This window comes from Lysobacter soli (genome assembly GCF_003382285.1).
GTDB classification, from domain to species: domain Bacteria; phylum Pseudomonadota; class Gammaproteobacteria; order Xanthomonadales; family Xanthomonadaceae; genus Lysobacter_J; species Lysobacter_J soli.
Map to the genome: position 1 here is coordinate 47,224 of NZ_QTJR01000006.1, position 22,866 is coordinate 70,089.

Annotated in this window: 20 protein-coding genes, 1 tRNA gene and 1 pseudogene; 12 read left to right on the forward strand and 10 right to left on the reverse strand. The window is 63.4% G+C overall.

The window, feature by feature from the left end; all coding sequences use genetic code 11:
* Positions 1–44 precede the first annotated feature (44 nt).
* From ftsY to DX912_RS10140, 4 genes and pseudogenes are all read left to right on the forward strand, one after another.
* Positions 45–1,193: pseudogene (ftsY, locus tag DX912_RS10125) on the forward strand (signal recognition particle-docking protein FtsY); the annotation flags it as partial.
* A gap of 17 nt (positions 1,194–1,210) precedes the next feature.
* Positions 1,211–2,473: an AsmA family protein gene (locus DX912_RS10130; protein WP_115842404.1), complete on the forward strand. Its 1,263-nt coding sequence runs from the start codon at positions 1,211–1,213 to the stop codon at positions 2,471–2,473.
* Positions 2,470–3,540 carry an A/G-specific adenine glycosylase gene (gene mutY / locus DX912_RS10135; protein ID WP_115842405.1) on the forward strand — a complete coding sequence of 357 codons (1,071 nt, stop codon included), beginning with the start codon at positions 2,470–2,472 and terminating at the stop codon, positions 3,538–3,540. The genes DX912_RS10130 and mutY overlap by 4 nt, the downstream gene beginning before the upstream one ends.
* A 1-nt stretch (position 3,541) precedes the next feature.
* Positions 3,542–3,823 (forward strand): oxidative damage protection protein, encoded by a 282-nt coding sequence (locus tag DX912_RS10140; protein WP_115842406.1) that lies wholly within the window; start codon positions 3,542–3,544, stop codon positions 3,821–3,823.
* On the opposite strand, the gene DX912_RS10145 is transcribed toward DX912_RS10140, so the two are convergent.
* Positions 3,820–4,263: a DUF6491 family protein gene (locus DX912_RS10145; protein WP_115842407.1), complete on the reverse strand. Its 444-nt coding sequence runs from the start codon at positions 4,261–4,263 to the stop codon at positions 3,820–3,822. The genes DX912_RS10140 and DX912_RS10145 overlap by 4 nt on opposite strands.
* Before the next feature lie 172 nt (positions 4,264–4,435).
* On the opposite strand from DX912_RS10145, the gene DX912_RS10150 reads away from it, so the two are divergent.
* From DX912_RS10150 to DX912_RS10165, 4 genes are all read left to right on the forward strand, one after another.
* Positions 4,436–4,511, forward strand: a tRNA-Phe gene (locus tag DX912_RS10150).
* Positions 4,512–5,584: 1,073 nt separating this feature from the next.
* Positions 5,585–5,995: a DUF6228 family protein gene (locus tag DX912_RS10155; protein WP_115842408.1), complete on the forward strand. Its 411-nt coding sequence runs from the start codon at positions 5,585–5,587 to the stop codon at positions 5,993–5,995.
* 157 nt (positions 5,996–6,152) lie between these two features.
* Positions 6,153–7,127 (forward strand): hypothetical protein, encoded by a 975-nt coding sequence (locus DX912_RS10160; protein ID WP_115842409.1) that lies wholly within the window; start codon positions 6,153–6,155, stop codon positions 7,125–7,127.
* 129 nt (positions 7,128–7,256) lie between these two features.
* Positions 7,257–7,517: a hypothetical protein gene (locus tag DX912_RS10165; RefSeq protein ID WP_147298623.1), complete on the forward strand. Its 261-nt coding sequence runs from the start codon at positions 7,257–7,259 to the stop codon at positions 7,515–7,517.
* A gap of 124 nt (positions 7,518–7,641) precedes the next feature.
* Here the strand turns inward: DX912_RS10165 and DX912_RS18400 are convergent, their stop codons facing one another.
* A complete protein-coding gene (locus DX912_RS18400) occupies positions 7,642–7,788 on the reverse strand; it encodes a hypothetical protein (RefSeq protein WP_181902790.1) in 147 nt (48 codons plus the stop codon).
* Positions 7,789–7,832: 44 nt separating this feature from the next.
* Here DX912_RS18400 and DX912_RS10175 point away from each other — a divergent pair, with 44 nt between their 5' ends.
* Together DX912_RS10175 and DX912_RS10180 are read left to right on the forward strand one after the other, a co-directional pair.
* On the forward strand, positions 7,833–8,183 hold the full coding sequence (locus tag DX912_RS10175; RefSeq protein ID WP_115842412.1) for a helix-turn-helix domain-containing protein: 351 nt from the start codon (positions 7,833–7,835) through the stop codon (positions 8,181–8,183).
* A 400-nt stretch (positions 8,184–8,583) separates the two neighbouring features.
* Positions 8,584–9,423, forward strand: a complete 840-nt coding sequence (locus DX912_RS10180; RefSeq protein WP_115842413.1) for an SOS response-associated peptidase family protein — start codon at positions 8,584–8,586, stop codon at positions 9,421–9,423.
* 181 nt (positions 9,424–9,604) lie between these two features.
* Here the strand turns inward: DX912_RS10180 and DX912_RS10185 are convergent, their stop codons facing one another.
* The 8 genes from DX912_RS10185 to DX912_RS10220 form a co-directional block, all read right to left on the reverse strand.
* Complete coding sequence (locus tag DX912_RS10185) at positions 9,605–10,186, reverse strand: hypothetical protein (RefSeq protein ID WP_115842414.1); 582 nt, start codon at positions 10,184–10,186, stop codon at positions 9,605–9,607.
* Positions 10,183–11,112, reverse strand: a complete 930-nt coding sequence (locus tag DX912_RS10190; protein WP_147298624.1) for an RHS repeat-associated core domain-containing protein — start codon at positions 11,110–11,112, stop codon at positions 10,183–10,185. Before DX912_RS10190 ends, DX912_RS10185 begins: the two co-directional genes overlap by 4 nt.
* Before the next feature lie 11 nt (positions 11,113–11,123).
* Complete coding sequence (locus tag DX912_RS18405) at positions 11,124–16,442, reverse strand: RHS repeat protein (protein ID WP_181902791.1); 5,319 nt, start codon at positions 16,440–16,442, stop codon at positions 11,124–11,126.
* Positions 16,443–16,650: 208 nt separating this feature from the next.
* Positions 16,651–17,478, reverse strand: a complete 828-nt coding sequence (locus DX912_RS10200; protein ID WP_115842416.1) for a hypothetical protein — start codon at positions 17,476–17,478, stop codon at positions 16,651–16,653.
* Between the two features lie 415 nt (positions 17,479–17,893).
* Positions 17,894–18,367, reverse strand: a complete 474-nt coding sequence (locus DX912_RS10205) for a hypothetical protein (protein WP_115842417.1) — start codon at positions 18,365–18,367, stop codon at positions 17,894–17,896.
* Between the two features lie 489 nt (positions 18,368–18,856).
* On the reverse strand, positions 18,857–19,483 hold the full coding sequence (locus DX912_RS10210) for an HNH endonuclease signature motif containing protein (protein ID WP_220340794.1): 627 nt from the start codon (positions 19,481–19,483) through the stop codon (positions 18,857–18,859).
* Positions 19,484–19,545: 62 nt separating this feature from the next.
* Positions 19,546–19,863: a hypothetical protein gene (locus DX912_RS10215; protein WP_115842418.1), complete on the reverse strand. Its 318-nt coding sequence runs from the start codon at positions 19,861–19,863 to the stop codon at positions 19,546–19,548.
* 82 nt (positions 19,864–19,945) lie between these two features.
* Positions 19,946–21,277, reverse strand: coding sequence for a tyrosine-type recombinase/integrase (locus DX912_RS10220; RefSeq protein ID WP_115842419.1), 1,332 nt, complete (start codon positions 21,275–21,277; stop codon positions 19,946–19,948).
* Between the two features lie 621 nt (positions 21,278–21,898).
* Between DX912_RS10220 and DX912_RS10225 the strand changes: the two genes are divergently transcribed.
* Entirely contained in the window at positions 21,899–22,192 is a 294-nt protein-coding gene (locus tag DX912_RS10225) for a hypothetical protein (RefSeq protein ID WP_147298625.1), read from the forward strand.
* 154 nt (positions 22,193–22,346) lie between these two features.
* Positions 22,347–22,820 (forward strand): LEA/WHy family protein, encoded by a 474-nt coding sequence (locus DX912_RS10230; RefSeq protein ID WP_115842595.1) that lies wholly within the window; start codon positions 22,347–22,349, stop codon positions 22,818–22,820.
* The last annotated feature ends 46 nt before the right edge of the window (positions 22,821–22,866 follow it).

A 22,866-nucleotide genomic window follows, 5' to 3' on the forward strand; every position in this document is an offset into this window, starting at 1 on the left:
CGTTCCCGTCGCGTCAGGCCGAAAGCGACACCGTCGAACGCGATGTCGTCGAACAGGTCGAACCGGCTCCAGTGACGCCGGCTCCCGCGGCGATCGAACCCGAAGCGCCTCGCGCCGTCGAGCCGGTCGCCGAGCCCGCCCGCCCCGCAGCCCCGGAACCCGTTCCCGCCGAAGTGATCGCCGCCGCGCTCGAGGTCGAGCCGGTCGCGGTCGTCGCCGAGGCCGACGTCGCCCCCATCGCGTTCGATCATCCCGTCGCCGAACCGGCCGCACCGGGCAAGACCGGCTGGCGCGATCGTCTGCGCGGTTCGGCCTTCGCGCGCAGCTTCAGCGGGCTGTTCTCGCGTCATCCGCGCCTGGACGACGACCTGCTCGACGAGATCGAAACCGCGCTGATCACCGCCGACGTCGGCGTGGGCGCGACCACGCAGCTGGTCGAATCGCTGCGCAAGCGAATGAAGGCGCGCGAGTTCGCCGACGCCGGCGCGCTGCTCGCCGCGTTGCGGAGCGACCTGGTCGCGATGCTCAAGCCCGTCGCGCAGCCGCTTCAGATCGACGTCGACGCCAAGCCTTTCGTCCTGCTGACCGTCGGCGTTAACGGCGTCGGCAAGACCACGACGATCGGCAAGCTCGCCAAGCGCTTCAAGGACGAGAACCGCCCGCTGATGCTCGCCGCTGGCGACACCTTCCGCGCGGCCGCCGTCGCGCAGTTGCAGGCGTGGGGCGATCGCAACGGCGTGCCCGTCGTCGCGCAGGGGCAGAACGCCGATGCGGCGTCCGTCGCGTTCGACGCATTGCAGGCCGCCAAGGCGCGCGGCACGCAGGTGCTGATCGCCGACACCGCCGGCCGTCTGCACACGCAGCAGGGCCTGATGGCCGAACTGGGCAAGATCAAGCGCGTGCTGCAGAAACTCGACACCGCCGCGCCGCATGAGGTGTTGATGGTGATCGACGGCACGACCGGCCAGAACGCGCTGTCGCAGCTGCGCCAGTTCCATGCGGCCGTCGGCGTGACCGGCCTGGTGGTGACCAAGCTCGACGGCACGGCGAAGGGCGGCGTGGTGTTCGCGCTCGCGCGCGAGTTCGGCATCCCGATCCGTTTCGCCGGCATTGGCGAACGCCCGGAAGACCTGCGCGTGTTCGACGCCGAAGCCTTCGTCGACGCGCTGCTGCCCGAATCGCTCGGCGCCTGACGCGACGCCGGCACCGCATGGCCGCGCCGGAGCCCGAAACCCCACCGCGCCGCCGCCGCTTCGGGCTGCTGGCGCTGCTGGTCGCGCTGGCGATGCTGGCGCTCGCATTGCATTGGATATCCCAACCCGAACGCGTGGCCCGGCTGATCCTCGCGCAGGTCGGCAACGCGCTCGGGCTGGAAATCACGTCGAGTGGCGCCAGCGAATACCGCCTGCGCGCTACGCCGATGCTGACGATCCGCGGTGTAGTCGCGCGCAAGCCGGGCGATGCGACACCGCTGCTGCGCGCCGATCGAATCCGGCTCGAGCTGCCGTGGTCGACGATCCGCGCACGCGGCGCCGACCTCACCGTGCGCCGCATCGAACTGGACGCGCCGCAACTCGATCTGCCCGCCTTGCAACGCTGGCTTGCGACGCGTCCGCCATCGAAGGAACCGCGCCTACCGACGCTGACCGACGGCCTGCGCATCGTCCGCGGCAATGTTGCCGGCGATGGTTGGCGCGTCGAACAGATCCATGTCGACGTGCCGTCGTTCCATCCCGATCGCGCGGTGCGTGCGCGCCTGCTCGGTCGCTTCGCCACCGGCGAACTGCGCGTGCCGTTCGACGTGCGCGCCGCGCTGACGCGCCCGGCGGCGCAGGCGGGACTTGGCGTGGTCGGCAACGTCAACGTGCTGTCGCCGCCGTGGACGATGCCGATGCGCACGCGGCTTTCCGGTCGACTGCACAACGGGGCCAACGGCATCGGCCTCGACGGCATGCGCGTGGGCGCCGACGCGACGTATCGCAACGGAGAGACCGATCTTGCATTCACCTACGGCCTCGCCGGCCCGCTGCGCGTGCGCGATGGAACGCTGCGCATCTCGCCGCTCGGTGCGGTCGTGTACGGCAGCGGTGCGGTGCCGAACCTGCAGGGCACAGGCGCGTTCGCGTTCGGCGATTCGCTGAACCTGCAGCTCGACGGCACGCTGTCGTCGTGGCCGCGCGCCTGGCCGGCGCTGCCATCGCCGCTGGGCGAATCCATCTCGCCCCTGCCCTTCGCGCTCGACTATCGCGGGCGCGCGGATCTGTCTTCCCGCACCGCGCTGAAACTGCGGCGCGACACGACGGATTTCGACGGCGAATTCCGCCTGCCCGCGATCCTGCGCTGGATCGACACGTTCGATCGCGCGTCGCCGCTGCCACCATTGAAGGGACACCTGAGCACCCCGAAGCTCGAGATCGCCGGTGCCACGCTGGAAGGCGTGGAAGTCGAGTTCGGCGAAGACGAAACGCCATGACCGAACGAAATACCAACGACTTCGCCGCCCGCCTGCTCGCCTGGTTCGACGTCAGCGGCCGCCACGACCTGCCTTGGCAGCATCCGCGCACGCCGTACCGCGTGTGGTTGTCGGAAATCATGCTGCAGCAGACGCAGGTGAAAACCGCCGCGCCGTATTTCGAACGCTTCGTCCAGGCATTGCCGACGCTGCGCGATCTCGCCGCGGCGCCGCTCGACGACGTGCTCGCGCTGTGGTCGGGCCTCGGCTACTACGCGCGTGCCCGCAACCTGCATGCGGCGGCGAAGCGTTGCGTCGAACTGCATGGCGGCGAGCTGCCGCGCGATCTGGATGCACTTACCGCGCTGCCAGGCGTGGGTCGCAGCACGGCAGCGGCGATCGCATCGCAGGCGTGGAACGACCGGCACGCGATCCTCGATGGCAACGTCAAGCGTGTGATGAGTCGTTACCACGGCGTCGAGGGCTATCCCGGCCTTCCGGCAGTCGAGAAAAAGCTGTGGGCGCTGGTCGATGCGCACGTCGCCAGCCCACAATTGCCCGATACACGACTGGCCGACTACACGCAGGCGCAGATGGACCTCGGCGCAACGCTCTGCACGCGCAGCGACCCGGCTTGCGTGCTGTGTCCGCTGCAGGACGAGTGCGTCGCGCGTCGCGAAGGTCGCGTCGCCGAACTGCCGACGCCCAAGCCCAGCAAGACGCCGCCGCAGAAATACGCTCACGTCCTGTGGGCCGAAGACGCGCAGGGCCGCATCCTGATGCTGCGCCGCCCACCGACCGGCATCTGGGCATCGTTGTGGACGCTGCCCCAGGCCGACGACGCGGATGCAGCGCGCCAGTGGTTCGACGAACATCTTTCCGGCGATTACGCCGGCGCGCAGGCATTGTCGCCGATCGACCACGCCTTCAGCCACTACAAGCTGCAGTTGCAGCCGCTGCGCGTGCGTGCCGAATCGCGTGCGCGCATCGGCGACAATGACGACCTGCGCTGGGTCGCGCGCGAGGAACTGACTTCGCTCGGCATTCCGGCGCCGATCCGCAAACTGCTAACGAATCAAGGCACCTGACATGCCCCGTACCGTCTACTGCGAATACGAGAAGCGCGAAACCGAAGGCCTGGACTTCGTCCCATGGCCCGGCGAACTGGGCAAGCGCGTATTCGCCCACGTCGGCAAGGCCGCATGGGCGGCGTGGCTCGCGCACCAGACGATGCTCATCAACGAAAACCGCCTCTCGCCGATGAACCCGGAGCACCGCGCATTCCTCGAAGGCGAGATGCAGAAGTTCCTCTTCGGCGGCGACGCGGCCAAGCCTGCCGGCTACGTGCCCGAAGGTTCGGGCGAAAGCTAGGTCGTCTTCTCGCGCTCGGCCGTCTGCGCCTGGCGCTTTTCCTGCTCGGCGGCCTTTAGCGCCTTGACGTCGATCGGGCGCATTTCCCTGATCCAACACGGCATCTGGTTCATCCCCCGGCCGAGGACGATGACCTTGTCGAAGTTCGCGTACACGCGGCCGGACTGGTTGGTGACGGTAATGGCGTTGGCGAAGTCGAGATCCTGGCAGGTGCCCTTCAGTTCGATCAGGTAGGCCGTGCTCGGCTTCGTCCATACGGCGAGCGCGGAATCGCCCAGCGGTGTCCAGCCGTCGAGCCGTCCGAAGTACTGGAAGTTCGCGACCGGCTGCCCCGCATTGGCGCGATAGAGAGCGAGGCGATCGGCGTCGCTGACGCGCGCATCGGCCGCGCACGCGCTGAAGGCCAAGGTGGAAAGAACCGCGAAAACAAGCGCTTTCATGGGATTTCCTTGCAGCCCGCACGGCTGCGGCATGGACTGTCGGCCCATCATGCACCCGCCACAAGCACGCGCCAGACGCCCCTCCTGGACCCGTTCAGCGCATATCCGGCTTGCGCACTCCGCCGCCCGTCCGTATCATTCCGCTTCTCGCACGGCCTGCCCGTTGCGGAATGGCCGGGTAGCTCAGTTGGTAGAGCAGGGGATTGAAAATCCCCGTGTCGGGGGTTCGATTCCCTCCCCGGCCACCATGATCAAACGCAAGCCCAGTAAGGCTCTCAGGCCGTACTGGGCTTTTTGTTTTGGTCTGGCCGCCAGACCGTGGGTAGCACCTGGGTAGCACCGCTGATCGACTGCCCCAGTCCGCTCAGGCAGGATCTGCGGCATCAACGATGTAGGAGCGCGCGCTAGCTGCTGGTTCGCTGGCATCTTTGTACGCTTCCCCCTCTAGCCGATGGATGCCATGTGGCATCCATATGGCATCCATATGGCATCCATGCGGGTGCCACGCGCGTAACGCGCTGTGCTGCGTGCGCCTTCAACAAGGTCTAACCCGCCCCTACGCGGCGTGGGTTCCGATATTGCGCGTCGAAAAGCACCCTGTACTCTGGTCGCAGATCGAACGGACGGCCCGTTAGCCGACAGAGAAAGTGACGCGACTTAGTAGGGGCCATCCCTGCCCGTCATTTCCCCCGCTACGCCTGGCGCAGAGCCGCTGAGGCGCGGACGGTTGAGATTGTGAAACTGCGTACCGAGCGCCCCGGATGGGCCTTAGGCGCCCTCACTGATACGGCTTGTTCTCAGTCGGCCCAGGCCGCCTTTGATTGATTGGTTTAATTCAGCCGGTGGGCGTTCGACGGGCGCCACGGCTCAATTGATACGCGTTGTTTGCAATGGCCCTAGGGCCTGACAAACCCGCCGCGGCCCGCGGTCACACCTGTCCACATACGTCTACGTTGCTGCTCGAGCCAAACAGCCGGACCGTGTCCCACTGGCGCCCGCCTGTCCATGCCGGCATGATCGGCCTAGACCGGATCAGGGGCCGGACATCCATGCAGCTCATCCTTACCCAGGTGGTTCCCACCTTGGCCCACGCTCTTGGCGGCTTTGCCGTGGCAGCGCTCGTTACGTCCGCGACGGGGGCCGTTGGGGACGGGTTAAGTGCCTTCCTGCTCCGCACTTGGCTCGACTAATTCGGCCGGCCAGCTGGCAGCTCCAGCCGTGGCACGCAGCCGCTGGACGGCCGAACCTCGTTCGGTGCATCTCACTCGCGGGCTAATGTCCGCTTTCGACCCATAGCGGACATCGAGGTTGACCTCATTGCATGGATAGCCTTTCTCTCTCAACTGGCGACTCCGGGGTAACGTTCTGCGAGCCAATTCGGGATGACGACGGCTGGCTGGACAGCTTTTCGGTACGCATCGACGAAACCGGACTTCGCGCTGAGGCTCGCGTCGAAAACTCTGGTGTCATCCAAGCTCCGGAGGGCTTCTTCAGCGAGTTGGCACAAAGCTGGAGGGGCTGGACGGGCGAGAAGACGTGGCGTTCGCTCGAAGCCGAGCTTGCGCTCGTTGCCACCACAGACTCCTGTGGGCACGTCACCCTTGAGGTTCGGCTCCGGCCTGATGCAGGACCCGGTGCGTGGAGGGTCATCTCCTATGCCTATTTCGAGGCCGGCCAGCTCGCTTCACTCGCCTGTCGTGCCGCCCAGTTCTTTGGACGCAGGCTGGACTGAACACTCGCGCTCGGCCGAGTGGGTCCGACGAACGTCCGCTACTGGCCGATAGCGGACATTGGCCAAGGCGCGAGTGCTAATGTCCGAATCCAGTCATCCAGGACGGTGTCCAGTGGGCCAGGGATTAGGGAACGCTCATCGAGTAACGGTGCTTGCAATGGCGGCGCTACTGCAGGTCGCTGGATGCAGCCGTGAGCGCGCACCGGCAAGTCCTCAGGTGGTCCGCGACCAGGACGTCGGGGCCATCGTGGCGCCATCGGTGCCGGAACCCGTGCGCGTCATGGAAGGGGCGGTGCCACTCCCCCAGGGCAGGACGGCGCGCGAAGTAACGGCGATCCTTCGCCAACGGATGGAAGCAGGCGATTCCCAAGCTGCCTGCCAGCTCGCCCGAGAGGTGGAATTCTGCGCAGATTCCGAAGCGGTAAGTCTTCGCATGGGCACGATAGCGGACCGATTGAAGGCGGAAGCGGCCGCGGGCGCGGTGGTTCTGAACAAGAACGACGTACTGCAGACAATGGCGGACCTTGCGCGCGTTCGTAGCGAGTACTGCACCGGCATGCCTCCAGTCACCCCGGCGGAAACCGTCGACCTGTGGCGACAAGCTGCGTTACGGGGCGACCTTCCATCCATGTTGCGATACGGAACCGGCCTGGCGTTCCGGCACGACAGCCTGCTTGATACGCTGGACGAACTGAAGGTCTACCGACGCGAGGGCGTCGACATGACCAAGCGCGTTGCACAAAGCGGGAGTATCGAAGCCGCTATTGCGCTCGCACGCGCCTACGCGCCACGTCATGTGGGACCCGATCGAACGCCCCTGCTGCGCCAGGCAGTGAAGCGTGATGCCGCGCAATCGCTTGCCTACTATCTGTTTGCACAGGATCTTTTGCCGAGGGCGACCTCGTCCCGTGTGACGGCTCTCGCGCTTCAATCCGAAACTCGCGGGCTGCAGTTGATGATGGCGCCCGACGAGGTGCGTGAAGGCGAGCAACGATACAAGGACCTGCAGCGCGCTTCGATGCCACAGCCTGCCGCCGATTTCGATCTGATGGCGCAGGACGAACGGGACATGTACCAGCCGGTTCCCGGTACGGGCCTATGCGAGCGAAGCAAGGCGGTCGCTGGCAGGTAGGGACGGAAGCCGACTGGGCTCGACAGGGCTGACGTACCCATTGGCAGCGAAGCTTGGAAGGCGTAAGTCGAACGTCCGCTGCCGCCCGCCAGCGGAGGCAGGACGGGCGACGCCGTTTGGGTGGTGCTAATGTCCGCTTTCGACCCAAAGCGGACATCCCGGTTTATGACGACCCCGAACCTCGATGACGGGCGTTTTGATCGCTTGGTCACCCTGCGTGATGCCTACCGGATCATGGAGCGCTTTGCCCAGAGTTACCGAGAGCGCGGTGACACACCGATATCCGACTTCCTCGATTGCTACGCCTCGGAGACGGGCGGAGGGCTGACAACCGATCCTGCTGCCCCGGATGACTTCGCCGACGCCGCGGCCAGCGTTTTGGGGAAGTGACGACGTCCGCTTCTGGCCGATAGCGGACATTATTCTGGCGTGACGCCCATGGGCCGGGAGAGGAGCCATGTCGGACGAAGGTGAAACCATGCTCGAGCTCTTCGGAGCCCTCACCAACTGCCTCTCACGTGCGATCGCCCAGATGACGCTTCGCCAGCTCGATGCGTACGAGGCAGAGGTCCTTGAGATGCTCCGCCTGCGTGACGACGAGTCGCCCGCCGCGAATGCGTTCCGGTCGGTAATCCGAGACATTGCGAGCCGCCGAGCGCATCACTTTCTCCAGTAGGTGCCAACATCGTCCGGGGGATATCGGCCATGCGTATCAAACCTCAAGCGGAAAAGGCGTCGTGCGTGAATGACTTCCTGGATCTGGCGCGCGTCCGGCAAGGCATGACTTCAGACAGGCAACTCGCAGCCGCACTTCAAGTCGGATCACCCGCCGTGTCGAACTGGCACCGCGGGAATAGCCACCCGAGTCCAATGACATGCATGAAGCTTGCGGAACTGGCGGAACTCCCCCTCGCGCTGGTCCTCGGCACGATCTGCGAGGCGAATGCACCAAAGGAAGAGGAAGCGGCGGTTTGGCGCAAGCTCGCAGACGAATCTGTCGCCGCCAAAGCAGCAGTCGCGGCACTTCGTCAATCAACCCGGCAAAACCGGAATTGATGGACCGGCACGCGAAGGAGCTACCTCTAACACCCAGCGCCCCTTCTCGTCTTCGTGCCAGCGGCCGGACCGGATGCTGTATCCCGCGGCTTCCTCGATGTCGACGAAGCGCCCTGGTCTCCCCGGACCGGCGGGCGGGCCGTCGAGCACGATTCGCATCACTAGCTGCTCCGGAACCCACGCCCACGAGAAGGCTTCCCATAGAGGCACTTCTCATCGTCTGGTAGCTCGCCGTACTCACGCGTACTCAGAAACGCTGCGAACGCTTCCCTGGCTTTCGGATCGTCTTGCGCTTTCTTCGGCCAAGCCCAGTTTGGCTAGGCCAACTTAGCCGCTGGTCAGGACAGGCTCCGTGACCGTGGCGCAATATTGAGGTGAAGAGTCTTCAGCCGGAGCGGCCATGTGCTATTCCGCCCAGATCTGGGCCGACTACAAGAAGTTCACCCGCCAGTTCGGGGCCATCCTGAGCATCGGCGACTTCACCCGCATCTTCTGGGAGCGCCGGGAGGGCGGCAGCCCGAAGATCCCTAAGGCGATCGAGCTGGCCTTTGCCGAGCCGCGGGACGAGTTCGAGGTCCCGGTCAAACAGATGATCGACGAGGCCCGGGAGGCCGAGCTGGCCCGCATCGATGAGCGCATCGCCATCCAGCAGGAGAAGATCGCAGAAGCCGAGGCGGCTCTCCAGAAGCGGGTGACCAAGAAGTCCCAAGAGATCATCCGGGTCGCCAACAATCGGATTGCCGCGGAGCGGGTTAAAGCGGACAAGCTCCGGCGCACCGAGCCCGCAGAAGACGACGACCGCATCTGGCCCGGTGACTACACGCTCGTCATGGTGGTTGAGAACGGTCGCAAGGTCGTCAAGCCGATGCGCTACCAATGCCGCCTACCCGGCTGGACCGTGGCCGACGAGAAGACCAAGCCCGGCACGTACAACGCCCGCCGAGATAGCCTCAAAAGCGTCTGGAAGCGCCTTTACGGCTACAACCATGGGATCATGGTCGCGACGCACTTCTACGAGAGCGTGGCGCGCCACGACTACGAGCAGCGCGCGCTGGCCGATGGTGAGCGCCCGAAGAGCATGGAGCTGGAGTTCACCCCCCAGACGGGTGAGCCGCTCTACATCCCGGTGCTCTGGTATGCGTGGACCGATGGCGTCGAGGAACTACTGTCCTGCGCGGCGATCACGGACAACCCGAAGACGGAGGTATTGTGGGAGGATCAGCGGCAATTCGACTTTTGATAAGCCACACTGCCTAAGGATCGGTATAAATGGCAGCAGTGGTCAAGCGCCGAAGGTGCTCGATCCTAAGCTCCTGTCAGCGGATGCAAGCGCAGTAGTGCTCTTGGCGCTCAAGACATGGTTTCGATCGGCCAGCCTGTACAGCTCCACCACGGACAGGGCGCGGTCTTGCGCGCACCCTTCATTGGGGGGAAGTCGGAACAGATGGATCTATCTGACAGCCTGCGTTGTCGAAAAGTCGGCCGATCCGATCGGTCTCATCATTCAACATGTGCCCCACGCCCGACCAAGTGTTCAAGATCGTGCGGCTCGCGGCCGGCCTGCGAAATACCCTCGAGGATCCGCGCTCTGTAAAAAGAAGGGACCCATCTTCGTTGTAACTACCCAGAAAGAAGTCAGTCTCCGCGGCGAACCTCGGGCGACGGAGTATGTTCCTGTCGGCTAGGTCAAAGGGCTGCCTCTGATCGGGGTCGCGAGAAACGCTCGAGCGCGCCCCATAGATCGAAAGGGCTCCTTGGAACAGGATCATCCCGTTGAACTCTCGATAGAAATCTTCAACCTCGCTTGGGACGGCTACCGTGGTCTCCTTCCTCATCGCAGACAACGCGTTCAGTTGGCCAGGGAACACGACATGTAAATACGCCTTAGCGCCGATATGAGGCAGGTGACCGATGAGAACAGCTCCGTTCTCAAGCGTTATAACATCCGGCTGCGCGAGCTGCTTCTTGAGCTTGCCAATGAAATCGTTGAGTTTGCAAGTCATTTCTTCACCCGACGAATGATGTTACTTCCAGTCTCGATCACTCGGATCATTCGCGCCTTCGCCCCAGTTCCTCTATACACCATATCTCCCGACGTTGCGTTCCGGAAATTTCCGCCATGGGTTTCTTGGTGCTCGGTGCGAGTGAGGAACTTGATGTTATCAGCGACACCGGCCAGCTCAGGACTGTCGTTCACGCTATTGATGTGATGGCCCTCAATGCCTTTCACACTTCCCGTTTCGAGCAGCTCATTGATTTGCGCCTTAGTCCAGTCGCGAGTACCCGTACCTGTTTCCGACACCAGTCTTTTCTCTGCAGCCCAGGCCCTCGCGACTCCATTTCGCCGCTCGTTTTCAAGCGCTCTGGCGTCCTGTCTTAGTACGCCTCTGATTTCCGCAAGGCGGCCAGCACCAGGGGCCCCCAGACTTCTTAGAAACTGGCCAGTTTCGCTCGCGCTCATTCTCCCCTGTTTGTATGCGCCGTAAGCCATCTCTGCGTGCAAGACGGGCTCTAGACCGTTTAGAAAGAAGCTTGACGCTTGTCGGCCATCCGGGTCCGTGAATGTGTACGGGTTATTGTTACCGTACCAGTAGCGATTGAAGTTGGCACCCGTGCCCCCATTTGCCGTTACGGGATCTACGGAGAGGAACCTCCCAAGCTGCGGATCGTAATACCGCTGCTGCATGTAGCTAAGCCCCGTGGCAGCGTCACTGACGTGCCCGGTATAGCCCGCCCCATCTTTGATCCCGGTCAGATCCTCGCCATACGGCTCGTACTGATTGCGTTCAATTACCGACCCTGCGCTGTCGGTGACGGCGACCACTGACCCAAGCGCATCGGTGTGCATGTACTCGACTGTCTGCGCCACACCTGGGCCGGCAACGATCGCAAGAGCGATTGCTGCGGCCCATCGAATCTGCTTTATCACGGGAATACTTCTCACGGGATCACCCCACCATCTGCATACTCGGTCGTGACCGTCTGCGCCACCGGCGCGGACTCGCTGCAGCCAGACGCGTTACAAGCTCTGACGACGTGAGCTGAAGCGCAGTATGTCGCGACATTCTGGTTGATGCTGGTTCCAACCGACGTCGCTGTTCCGTCGTACTGCTTCTGATAGTAGTTGCCGTTTCCGTAAGACCAGAGTTCGTATCGATCGGCAAACGAGGATGCTGTCCAACGCACGGAACAGGCGATCTTCGTGCGACCGCTGACAATCAGTTGGTACTTATTGTCGTACGTGATGGTAGGAGCTGGCGGCGGCAATACGACCTGCACGCTTGCTACTGCCGAGTCCGGACCGCAGCCCGCCGCGTTACAGCCGCGAACGCGATAGGAGTACGTCGCCGTCCCCTTGCCACCGACAGCCACACTAGTTCCTCCCGCGTTGTAGATCAGACTCCAGCCGCCGCCATTGACGCTCTCCTCTGCCTGGTAGCTGGTTGCGAGACCCACACCACCCCAGCTGACTGTGTACGAGCCGTTCGTGTTCAACGTCGGCACGGAGACCCAGGTGGCGTCGGAAGGCGGGCGGATGACCGAGATCGACACCGAGCCGGAATACCCACCGCAGCCGGCTAGGTTGCAGGCGCGTGCGCGATACGCGTACGCGCCGTACGCCTTACCCGAGAAGGCCGTGCTCGTCGCGGCGGGCTCCTGCACCTGCACCCAACCACCGCCGTTGACGCTTTCCTCCAGTCGATATGTCGTCGCCGTGGAGACCGCGCCCCAGCTGACGGTATAGCCACCCGTCAGGCTCTGCGCAGGCACGGACAACACCGGAGCCGACGCGGGCGGATACACAACCTGCGTGGTCGCCGTCGCGGAAACGGGACCACAGCCCGCGGGGTTACATCCATTCACGCGATAAGCGTAAGTGCCCGCGGGCTTGGAGGTGTATGCGACCGAGACCGCCGCGCTGTCCTGCGCAGTGGCCCAGGCGCCGCCATTGACGCTGTGCTCCAACACGTAGCGGTCCGCACCCGCTACCGACGTCCAGCTGACCGTGAAGTTGCCATTCGGGGCATTAGCGGGCGACGAAACCGTAGCTGCAGCGGTCGGCGCGAACTGCACCGAGGTCGACTGGCTCGCGCTCCAGCCGCTGCATGCCGCCGCTTGGCAGGCGCGGACGCGATACGCATAGCTGCCTGCGGTCTTTCCACTCACGGCCTTCGAAAGTCCCGCGCCCCCGTAAGAAGGGGTCCAGGCGCCGCCATTGGCGGACTCCTGCAGGTCGTATGAGGTGGCATATGCCACGGACGTCCAAGTCAAGGTATAGCTGCCTGTGGTGCTGTAGGAGGGCACGGTCAGGGCAGGGGTAACGGGCGCGACAACGGTTGTCAGTTTCGCCAGCAGGCTACCGTTGAGCTGGATGTACTCGTAGTTCTTGCCTTCACGCTCGTTGTTTTGGCGACGAAGTGCGCCGTCCTGGCCATACATTGACAGGATGTTGCCTTGAGTCGGGCTCCATGCGCGCGCACGACGGCCGTATGCGTCGTACCAGTATGCCTCCTTGCCGGCAACGCTACGCAGACGATTGCCAAAGTCGAACTGGAACGCGTCGCCGCTCTTGTTTTGGACGTTGCCCTGCACGTCGTAGCCGATGGCGCCGATGGTGGCGCCTGCGTTGTCCTGGATATTGGTCAGACGATTGCTGGCGTCGTACCAGTAATTGTGCTGCCGCTTGCCAGTGAGCTTGGCGCTGCGGAGGTTGTCCAGCGCATCGTACGTGTAGCGGTAGATGCCATCGCCACCGAACGCCGCCGACGCCGCTTGCGTCAGGCGGTCGAGATTGTCATAGACCATCGACCGCGAATACCCCGGGGTAACGGCGTCGGTGATTTGCGAGACGTTGCCGTTCCGGTCGTATGCGTAGGTGTCGTCCAGGACGGCACCGTCAGTCACGCGCGAAGGCAACTGGCGCGCATTCTGCATCATCGAGTGTACGATGCCATTCCCGTAGGTGAACTGCTTCATGCCGCCGTTGGGGTAATAAGACACACCTAGCGCGTAGACACCGGCACGCGTCGGCTGACCCAGTGCGTTTGGCGCGTAATCCACGACCAAGCCGCTCGGATACGTGATGCTGGCTAGGGCACCGTTGGCGTCATAGCCGTACCCCAACGCCCATGTGAACCAGCCCGCCTGTCCCGTTGTCTCTGATGTCAGCAGCCCACGTTTGTTGTAGTTGTAGATATTGGTGGTCTGGTTGACGCCGCCTTCGCTTTGCGTGATCACCTGCGAGGGCTTGCCGTCGTTGGTGTAAGTCCACGTTTGATTGCCACTGCCATCCGGGAAGGTCAACGTCTTCACGCGATTCCGCGCGTCATACGTCCGGTCCGCACGACGACCGGAGCCGTAGGCGGTCGCGGTGTCGCACGAGGTGGTGCCTGGCAGCGCCAGGCCGCTGGCGGTCCAGGCGATGTTGCCCGCCGCGTCGTAATCGGTGACGGATGCGCCCGTTTCAGGCTCGATCGCCTTGCACAACTGTTCGTAGACGTCGTAGACGTAGCTGCGCGTTACGGATTGTGTGCCGTCGATATTGCGTCGCGTGATCGCCTTCGGCTTGCCGAACACGTCGCGCGCGATGTCCGTCCGCGCATTTTCCGGATGTTCGATGTATACGGCCTGCTCGAACGCCGGCTGGTCGAGTGCGAAGAAGGTAGTCGTCGTCGTTTGGCTGCGCGGGTTGGTCACGGCGCTGCGATTGCCGCCCGGGTACGTGGTCAGCGTCGTCAGCAGGCCCAGCTCGCTGTCGGTCGACACCGATTCAACCCGTCCGATTGGGTCATACGAGATCCATGTCCCCGTCGAGCCCCCGGAGTTGAGATCAGACGGATACGAGCTGAAAACGTTTCGCCCTTCGTGATCGTACGCGTAGCGGATGGAACGCAGCGTGGGCTGCGTATTGCTCTCGTCGTATTCATACGTGAGCACCGGCTGCCAGCGTGCATCATAGACGGTCACCTTACGGTAACTTCCATACCAAACGACCGAATGCCACTGCCCGACCACCGCGCCCGGCGGCATCCAGTCTGCCGAGGTGAATGGACGAAACAGCCGATTCCAGTCGTTCCAGACCACGCTATCGTTGGTCGGATACCGGATCTTGGACAGACGCCCCATCGCGTCGTAACCGTACCCGGTCACGCTCCCGTTCTCGTCGGTGATGGAGTTGATCCAGCCGCGATCATCGACCACGGCCGACTGCGACGTCTGGTCCGCATAGAGGATCGTCTGCGGAATGCCGCGCTTCCAGGAGGACAGCGACGTGGTGTTGTCGCGCCCGTCCTTCACCGTTGCTGCGGTGCCGTCAGCGTTGTAGGTGATCGTCTGCTGGAGCTTTCCGAACGACCACACCTGGTACGGCTGCGACATCGCGTTGTAGCTGGTCTGCGAAGCGACCTTCCCGGTATTGCTGTTCGTGACTTTCGAGACCTGATCCAGAATCCAGCGCCCTTGGTCATCGAAATACTCGGTGACGTCGGTGCTGCTGTAGGCAGGGCCTGCCTTCGTGACGCTCACGGGCCTCGCAAGTGCGTCAAGCGAATTGACCGTCGAGCTGTAGGTCGTGCCGTCCTGGACGACCGTCGTCCCGAGTACCGGCCGGATCTGCGCCGTGCTCGGATCGTCGCCGTTGTAGATGAGGCCGTGGATCGCGCCATACGTCGGCGTGGTGAACGGTTGCCCGGCGGTTTCGGCGGTCGTCATGTAGCGCGTTGCTTCGCTGCGCACCACGTTACCGTTTCGGTCCAGGACCGAGCTCCCCAGCAAGCGGCCCTCATTGAGCGCGTACAGGAACCCATACCGGTACTGCGTCTTCGTGCCATCGGGATTGGTGACGATGACGGGCTTCTCGGTCGGGCATGTGGCGCAGGGGTAAGCACCAGCCGACCCCGACGATCCCCACAAGCCCTGATGTCCACCGCCGTAGGAGTAGCTCCACGTAAGCGGCTGGGAAAGGCCCGGCCCGCTTATGGTCTTGCTGTAGAGCGACATCACGTCGAAAAAGTTGGGCAGCGTGAGCTCGTAGTACACGGTGCTGCCCCATTCCGATGGGGTCAGTCTTCGCACGCACTGGCTCATGTGAATGCCGCTGCGGTAATGGCGGGCGTTCGAAAACTGGAAGGATCCGATCGCGCCGCTAGGATGTTCCACCGTGAACGTGAAGTTCGCTGGCACTTCCGGCGGTTGCTCCCCGCAATCCGCGGTCGAATTCCCGTCCCACGGAATGAAGTTGGGGCTGAGCGCGTTCGAGTAGGAGTACCTCCATGATGGCTTGGGTTCGGCAGCAAGATCAGTGGGGAGGACGACGCGGGAAAGCCGCGTCTGTCCTTCCACACTGACATACTCGTAGGTCCAGGTGCGGTTACTCGTTGAGGCCCACCTCAGGTGTCCACCGTCATAGCCAGCGAGTATTTCGCGCCCGTCCGACGACCAGATTCGCGTGGGGTGACCGTCGCCGTCGTACTGGTATTCGACCGTATTGCCGAAGCGATCCTCGATCTTGGACGCTAGCAGGAAGACGCGCGTACGGCCGGCGGTCCGCTCAGGCATGTCCGGGCTGACCTTCTTAGTCAACTGCCCGGCGTATCGCTGGGTGGCCACGTCGAAGTAGTAGCGGACTCCTTGCGTAGTCGTGACACGGAAGCCCTCACCGCCACCCAACCCGACCTTCATCGGGATGCAGTCGATGGCGTCACGCTGGGCAGTCGTCCACTTGCGTGCTACCCCGTCGGTGGGTGCAGGCGTTTCAGGAAGCTTGCCGAGCATCGTGCGATCACCGCCGCCCGGTATGTGGATGGTGTTGCCTTGCCAGATCTCGTTTACGCTGAAGCTGCCGTTGACGTTCGGCACCATGGAACCGCTGCAACGGTTCGCGGCCCAACCTTCCACTGGCGCGAAGATGCCCGAGATGTGTGGGACATCGACGTCCCAGCCGCCAGCACCCTCGATGTTCGAGTTGAAGTTCGCTGCCGTGCCACTCAGATGAAGTTCGACGTTGAACCGCCGCTGCAGACGGACAGGAAGGGCGTTGTTGCCCGGCAGGTCGATGTCGGTGACATTGAAATCGGTCTTGCCGTTGTAGAGGCTGACGCTCTCGCCGAAGAGATCATTCTTCAGGGCCGTCAGGTTTTGTGCCGACTCAATGCGCTTGCGGTATTCCTGGTAAACCTCAATCGCTAGCGCTTGGCCACACAGGGCCGAAAGCAGTAGTCCCGCGCAGACGCTACGCGCCAGTCTCATATTCGTGTGCACCAGAGTTCCCCTTCATCCTTGTAGGCGGCCCCCGCCGCCTTTACGCCGAAATTCACACCCTTCCTTAGGTGACCGGGAGAGCTGCAATTCCGCGTGCTGCTCAGATGCTAAAGGCAATTCGCGCCCCCAAACACCAGATTTGGCAAAGTCACGACGCGGTAGCGATCGAATGATTGCGGATGTGACGCTGGTCGCACTCGGCACTGTTTCAGTCTGCATCTGCCTGGCAACTAACCGCATGAGCTGGTATCCACCATGTGGCCGAGCGCGTCCCCCCGCCTTGGCTGCCGCTCAATCGAGGAGTTCGAAGGTATGCGGCAGCCGACTGCGACAGCGCATCGATTTCTGCCAAGTAGAGTGCCGCGGCGATTGCCAGCCGATCCCGTATTGCTTGCTCGTATGACCGCGTAAGCTCGCGGAAGGTCTGCGTCTTGAGGGACAGTTCCCGAGCCCGGGCCTCGATACCGGTGGCGCGCGCCCCGAACATGATCCTGGTCATGGCATCTCGAAGGGCTACGCGCCAATGAGGCGAGACAGCCCGCGCTGAGAAGTAGGCCTCCACCTTCAGCCACTCAGCTGCCGATTCGATCGAGTAGGCCACCAGCAACGAGTCGAGAGGCTTCTCAACCTGTGTCAGCGCCGCCAAGCCGATGCGGTCCGTATTGGTGGCTGCGATCGCGACCCATCGGCCGCCACCCACCGCAGACCAGCCGCGGAATGCACGCTGGGTGACCTTCCCCTCGTCCGACCTGACGGCCAGTTCTTCGGCCCTCCCTCGCCTCGCTATCCGCATGGCATCCACGAGTGCGGCGCCCTCGCCTTCAGCCTCCATCCGCTCGACGTCGGCCTGATAGAGGGTCGGCGCCCAGGCAGAGCCGTAGCCGTAGGCGCGTAGCACCCGGCGCGCGGCCTTCTCCAGGCGCAGGGAATCATCCGGCGCGAAGCGCTCACGGCGATCATGGGAACGCCGCGGCTCGGCGCGCGAACGGCGCGGCCGTGCTCGGGACTTGGCGGCAGTATCCAGCAGCGCCGTCATGCACACGTCCGATGCGTAACGGTTCGCGTAACGCTGATGTAACGGTTGAAGCGTGACACGATGCGATCGCATGCCAAACGCATGCCGATCGCATGCCGGTGGCATGGGGTGTTTCCATTCGCATCAAGCACATAGGTCTGGCATTGCTGTACGCATCTGCGCGCAGTTGCTAGCAAAGTGCTAGCACCGTGGCAGCACAGGACGCGTCCGCACGCGTCGAGCACGCGTCGATTTGCTCGAAGCCCCTTCGAAGCCCCTTCTGAGGGCCTTCCACCAGCAGAAGCGCTCTTGGAAGCCCGTGCAGAAGCGCGCGGCTTCGCCACACTGCTTGGTATATCTATAAAGGTGTACGAATAGCGACTAATGGAGAGCGCCAAAAAGGGCTGACTAGTACGAATAGCGACTAATGAGGGCATCAGGCAGCCTCCTGATGGTCGTCATTAGTACGAATAGCGACTACGTTAGTACGCATAGCGACTACAGAATCTGTTTTGCGCCAAGCGTGCGAGGCGACCTTCTCGGCCCGTACTTCCAAGCTCTTCCCCTCGCAGGCGTCCACCGGCCACCAGGTGACCGCGTAAAGCGAGCAGCGGTTCTTACCGCCGTGACGGGTGCAGACGAGCCAGCCTGCGCCGATCAGCTCCTTGAGCGCTGCATTCAACGTGCCAGGGCTCTTCCACCCACGATCGCGCAGCTGCTTGAACACCGCAGAGATGTCCCCGTTGTTGGCACCATTGAACTTCGCGGCCAGCTCGATGAGCAGCTTCACTGCAGCAGGGGACAGGCGACCGAACTCCGGAGACCGGAGGATGTAATGGGGAATCCCAAGGTAGGAGTGCGTCTTACCGCGCCCCTTGGCCTTCTGCCTGCGCTTGGCTTCGTTTGCCATTCCGCCCCCCGGCGCTTAACAGGTCTCCGGCGGACTGCTTCGCAGCAGCCCTGCACGGAGCCTTTCGATGCGCGCGGAAACGTCGCGAAGCGCGGCCAGCATCTGGTCGCAGCGATCTGCGCCAATATCGCGAGAGAGGTCCATTAGCTGCCCGTGGGTGCGGTCAGCCAGTTCGATCAAGCAAGCCTTCCCATGTGCGAAATCACGCGGCATCGGGCACCTCCGCTAGGTAGGTAGCTCCCTCACCCTCCGCGCCCTGTTTATGCGACTCAGGGAGAGTTAGAAATGGCCTCGTGATCCATGCGCCAGCCCCGTTCCGGGACCAGCCGCTAGCGAGTAGCTCGGGCTCGGTCAGGCATCGACGCGAACTCGTTCCACCCAGGCCGGCAAACTCGCCGATCCGGTGACGATCGAAGGCAGACTCGCTGTTGAAGAGGTCACCGCAGGCGGTGCATTCGCAGCGGCGGCCGATCAGCTTTGGGTGAGCCATTAGCCCACCTCCTTCGGCGTACGGCGACGCGGACGACGACCGCTGCGACGCGCCGGACGGACCGAGGCTGAGCCATCACGGTGACAGCAGATATGACGCCAGCTGCGGCCTGCGCGCGCGTCGCGAACGGTGCGTGGGTCGAGGCCAAGCACCCTAGCCCACTCACGCGTGCTGATGCGCTTCGCTGTACGGCGGATTTCGCAAACCTGTTCCGCGGTGAGCTTCGCGTCGGAGCGCATGTCCCCTGTCGGCACTTTCCCTTTGTCCAGGGCGCGCAGCAGATTCTCGGTCGGCGTCACCGCCTCCAGGTTGACAACGCGGTTGTCCGCGCGCCTCCCGTTGAGGTGGTCGATGTAATGGCCTTCGGGGATCGGACCATTGACCGTTTCCCAAATCAGGCGATGGGCGTACTGGTGGCCCGCGTTGGCGGCGCCCCACCCCAAGCGGATGTAGCCGTCGCCGTAGTCACGACCCATGACCTTGCAGAGCCGGCCATAGATGAGTCCGCGCGCCGGGTCGATGAGGTAGCGGGACTGCCAGTGAAGGATCAGCCCGACGACCTGGGTAACCGGATTAGCCCCGAAGCCAAGCGCCAATGTGTTGCACGAAGTGCAGCAGGACGTCATTCGACACCGCCCCCTTCAGCGCCGACTTCATCACCTCGACCATGCGATTGACAGACTCTTCGCTAGCCATGGCTCACCTCAGAGAAGAAACGCTCGATGGCGAGCTCGGCGGCGGACAAGAGCACTTCTTGAGCGGCGTACTTGGCCCCAAGCCGATTGTCGTCAATCGGCTCATAGGCCGGACCGCCGATGGCCATATTGGCGCGGCGTTCGTAATCCTCACGCAAGGTATCCACTAGGTCGCGGAGGCCGGCAATGACCTCGTCTAGCGTTACTAATTGTTCCTGCTGATTTGGCGTCAGGGCGGTTTCCGCCCAGAGCTGGTCGCGCATCGGGACATAGCGGGGCTTTGCCGCCGCGGTATTATTCGCAGTTGCCATGATCGTTCTCCTGATAGAACGGTTGTGGAAGGCGGGCCGGGTGTTAGCGCACCCGGTTCCGCCGCTTTTAGGGCATCTAACCCTACGTGCTGGAACTCCTTCTCAATGGGACGACCTTGCCATGCCTGGCCGGGTACAAAAGTTGCTGCTCCAAACGCTCCATGGGCGCCCGAAGCCGAGTAACGTCATCCGCGATGTAGCCCGCGGTCACGTCAGCGGATTGGCTGTGGGCCGCGATTGTCTTAAGCGCGTAGGCCGACACGTCCATTGCTTCTAGCAACGATAGCGCGGTGCGCCGGAGATCATGAGGTGACCAAACAATGGCTGCGCCTTCCGCGTCTTTGATCTTGTCCAGGAAGCGTTTTGAGAGGCGCCCAAAACCCTCATAGACCAGCTTGCCACCCACTTCTCGCGCCAACCCTGGAAACACAAAACGGTCCGACCTCGCCTCCTTCTGGCGCTGCTTGAGCATCGCCATCATCTGAGGGCCAAGCGGCAAGGAATGGTCCTGCTTCCCCTTCATGCGCCACGCGGGGATGGTGACGGTCTTTGCCTTGTAGTCCACTTCGGACCATTCCAACCCGGCAGCGGCTGACCACCGAAGAGCAGTGCACAGTAGGAACAGCGTCAGATCCCGCTGGGTGCCGGTCAGGTCGGGGGGTAGATCGTCCGGAAGCGCGCGCACAGAGGCCACAAACTCCGGAAGCGTGTCGCCTGCCAAGACCCTTTTCCGACGCGCGACATTGCCCCAGCCCTTGGTGGCTGTAATGCGTCGAGCGACGTCCGGCAGATCCAGGCCTCGCTCAGCCCTCAGGTAGTTCACGACGGCTCGCAGCGCGCGCACAGCGCCGTCTGCGCGGGCAGGGCTAGCCTTGATCCGTTTGCGGGACAGCGCCGTCTCAACTCGTGCCTGCGCCCTGATGTCCCGAGTCTTGCGGTCTTTATGGCGGTCGCGGACCCGCTCTGGCGTCAGCTCGGCCAGGGGCTTGTCCCAGTAGTCCCCGAAGGTCGTCCGCAGGTCGCGCTCGTAGGTCAGCTTCGTGGCGGGCCGCAACTTGTCGCGCTCAGCCAAATAGATCGACAGCCCCTCCGACAGGGTCATGCCGTTGCGCTGGCTCTCGGCCTTCCGCTCACGCTTGACCGCGTTGGGGTCGATCCCCTGGTGCATCTCCCCGATTCGGATCTTCGCCTGCTTTCGGGCCTCAGTCGCAGAGACATCGTCCGCCTTACCCAGTGACACCCGAGTCATCGGTCCGCCCGGGATGCGCTTCAAGACGCTCCAACTGGCGGCGGTGGCGGTGACGCGGAGGCGGAGTGCCGGGACCTCCTCGTCCTGAAACTCAACCCGGCCAGACCGGACCCTCTGGCGAAGGGCGGCCACTCTCGCTTCCGTAAATTTGACGATCTCTGCCATCTCACCCGCCTGATCTGGGTAGCACCCGGGTAGCAGGATCAGTCGCTTTCCCCGGTTGCCGCCAGTAGAAGATGCGCCCTAACGTGCTGTTGCGCAAGGGGTAGCAGTAGATCCCCGTATTCAGCGGATGAATGGTATCAAGGATTGAAAATCCCCGTGTCGGGGGTTCGATTCCCTCCCCGGCCACCATTCGAATTCATGACCCTGCGAAGGCAACTTCGCGGGGTTTTTGTTTTGATGCCCATCGATTTCGACTCATGCGCAACAACTTTCGTATGGGCGCAATCGACGGGAGACGTCTCAGTGCATCCTCGTATGCGGAGCGATGCGCGGGGAGGATCTGGCGATCGCGGCTTGTCTTTGCCGAGATAGGCGTCCGCCGTCAGAAATGCATCCTCAGCGCAACTTTGGGCATGGCCGAATGCCGACCGCCCCATCACCCAACCATCTCTTCCAAAAGGGAAAAGGCGCTCGCCGCCGACTTGGCGCGAGGGGCGAAGGGTAGGAAAAATCTTACCCCTAAAAGCGCGATTACCCGATGGCATCACGGCTGGTTCAGGCGCGATTCTGTCATCCGCCCCGGCAGCCCGGTCAATGCGCAAGCAAGGATGCTGCTCAGCAATGGAATCAGGCCGTCACCGTGAGCGGGTGAGCTTGCTGGGCCGGGGCGCTTCTTCTTTCCCGTACGACATCGGACGCGCACGCAAGGGGATCCTGGTGAGAACGACTTACGCCGGCGATTCCTTTTCGGGTTCCCGCGCTGACGAGGCGTTCAACCCCAACGCGTCCGACTCCCACCGGGAATACCGCCGCAAACGCGCCCGCCGCGCGGCGCTGCGGTACGTGGTCGTCTGGGGCACCGTGGCCGCGCTGGCATTGATCGCCCAGGTCATCGCGCCGGCCGCCGCAACCTGACGGCACGTTCCGATTCGTCCGCGTTCGGCCGCCGAACGCCTTTTCACGCTCGACAACGCTAGCCGGCATTTCACCGTTGCCAGACGCTGGCAGCCCCTACCGTGCGCCGTAGTATGCTCGCCGTCCCATCATTCGGAGCGGCGGCATGAAGGCGATGCACTGGACACGTTGGACCGCACTGGCCTTGCTTGCGCTGTTGCTGGCCGGTTGTTCCAGTGGACCTGTCCGCCGCGTCTCCGAGCCCTCCGCACGCATCCAGCAACTCACCGTCCGTGCCGACGGCAGTTGGTCGACGGAGCTGCGCATCGAGAACTTCAGCAGCATCCCGATGCGATTCGAGAACGTCGACCTGACCGTCAAGGTTGCCGATGCCGAAACCGGCCGCTTGCGCGCACAGCCGAACCTGACGATCGGACCGGAGTCGGCCGACGTCATCACCGTCACCGTGATGCCCGACGCCGCAGGCAAGTTCGCCGCGGCGGACGCGCTCGCCTCGGGCGGCAGCCTGGCGTATTCGCTCAGCGGGCGCATCGACGCCACGCCGGACGAAGGCAAGCAGCGCAGCTTCGACCTCGACCGCAACGGCGTGCTCAGCCCCGCCCCGGGGTTGCCCGGCGTCCTGCGCTGATCGCCCCGCCCTTCTTTCTTATCGACCGCCGCAGCGCGCGTCACGC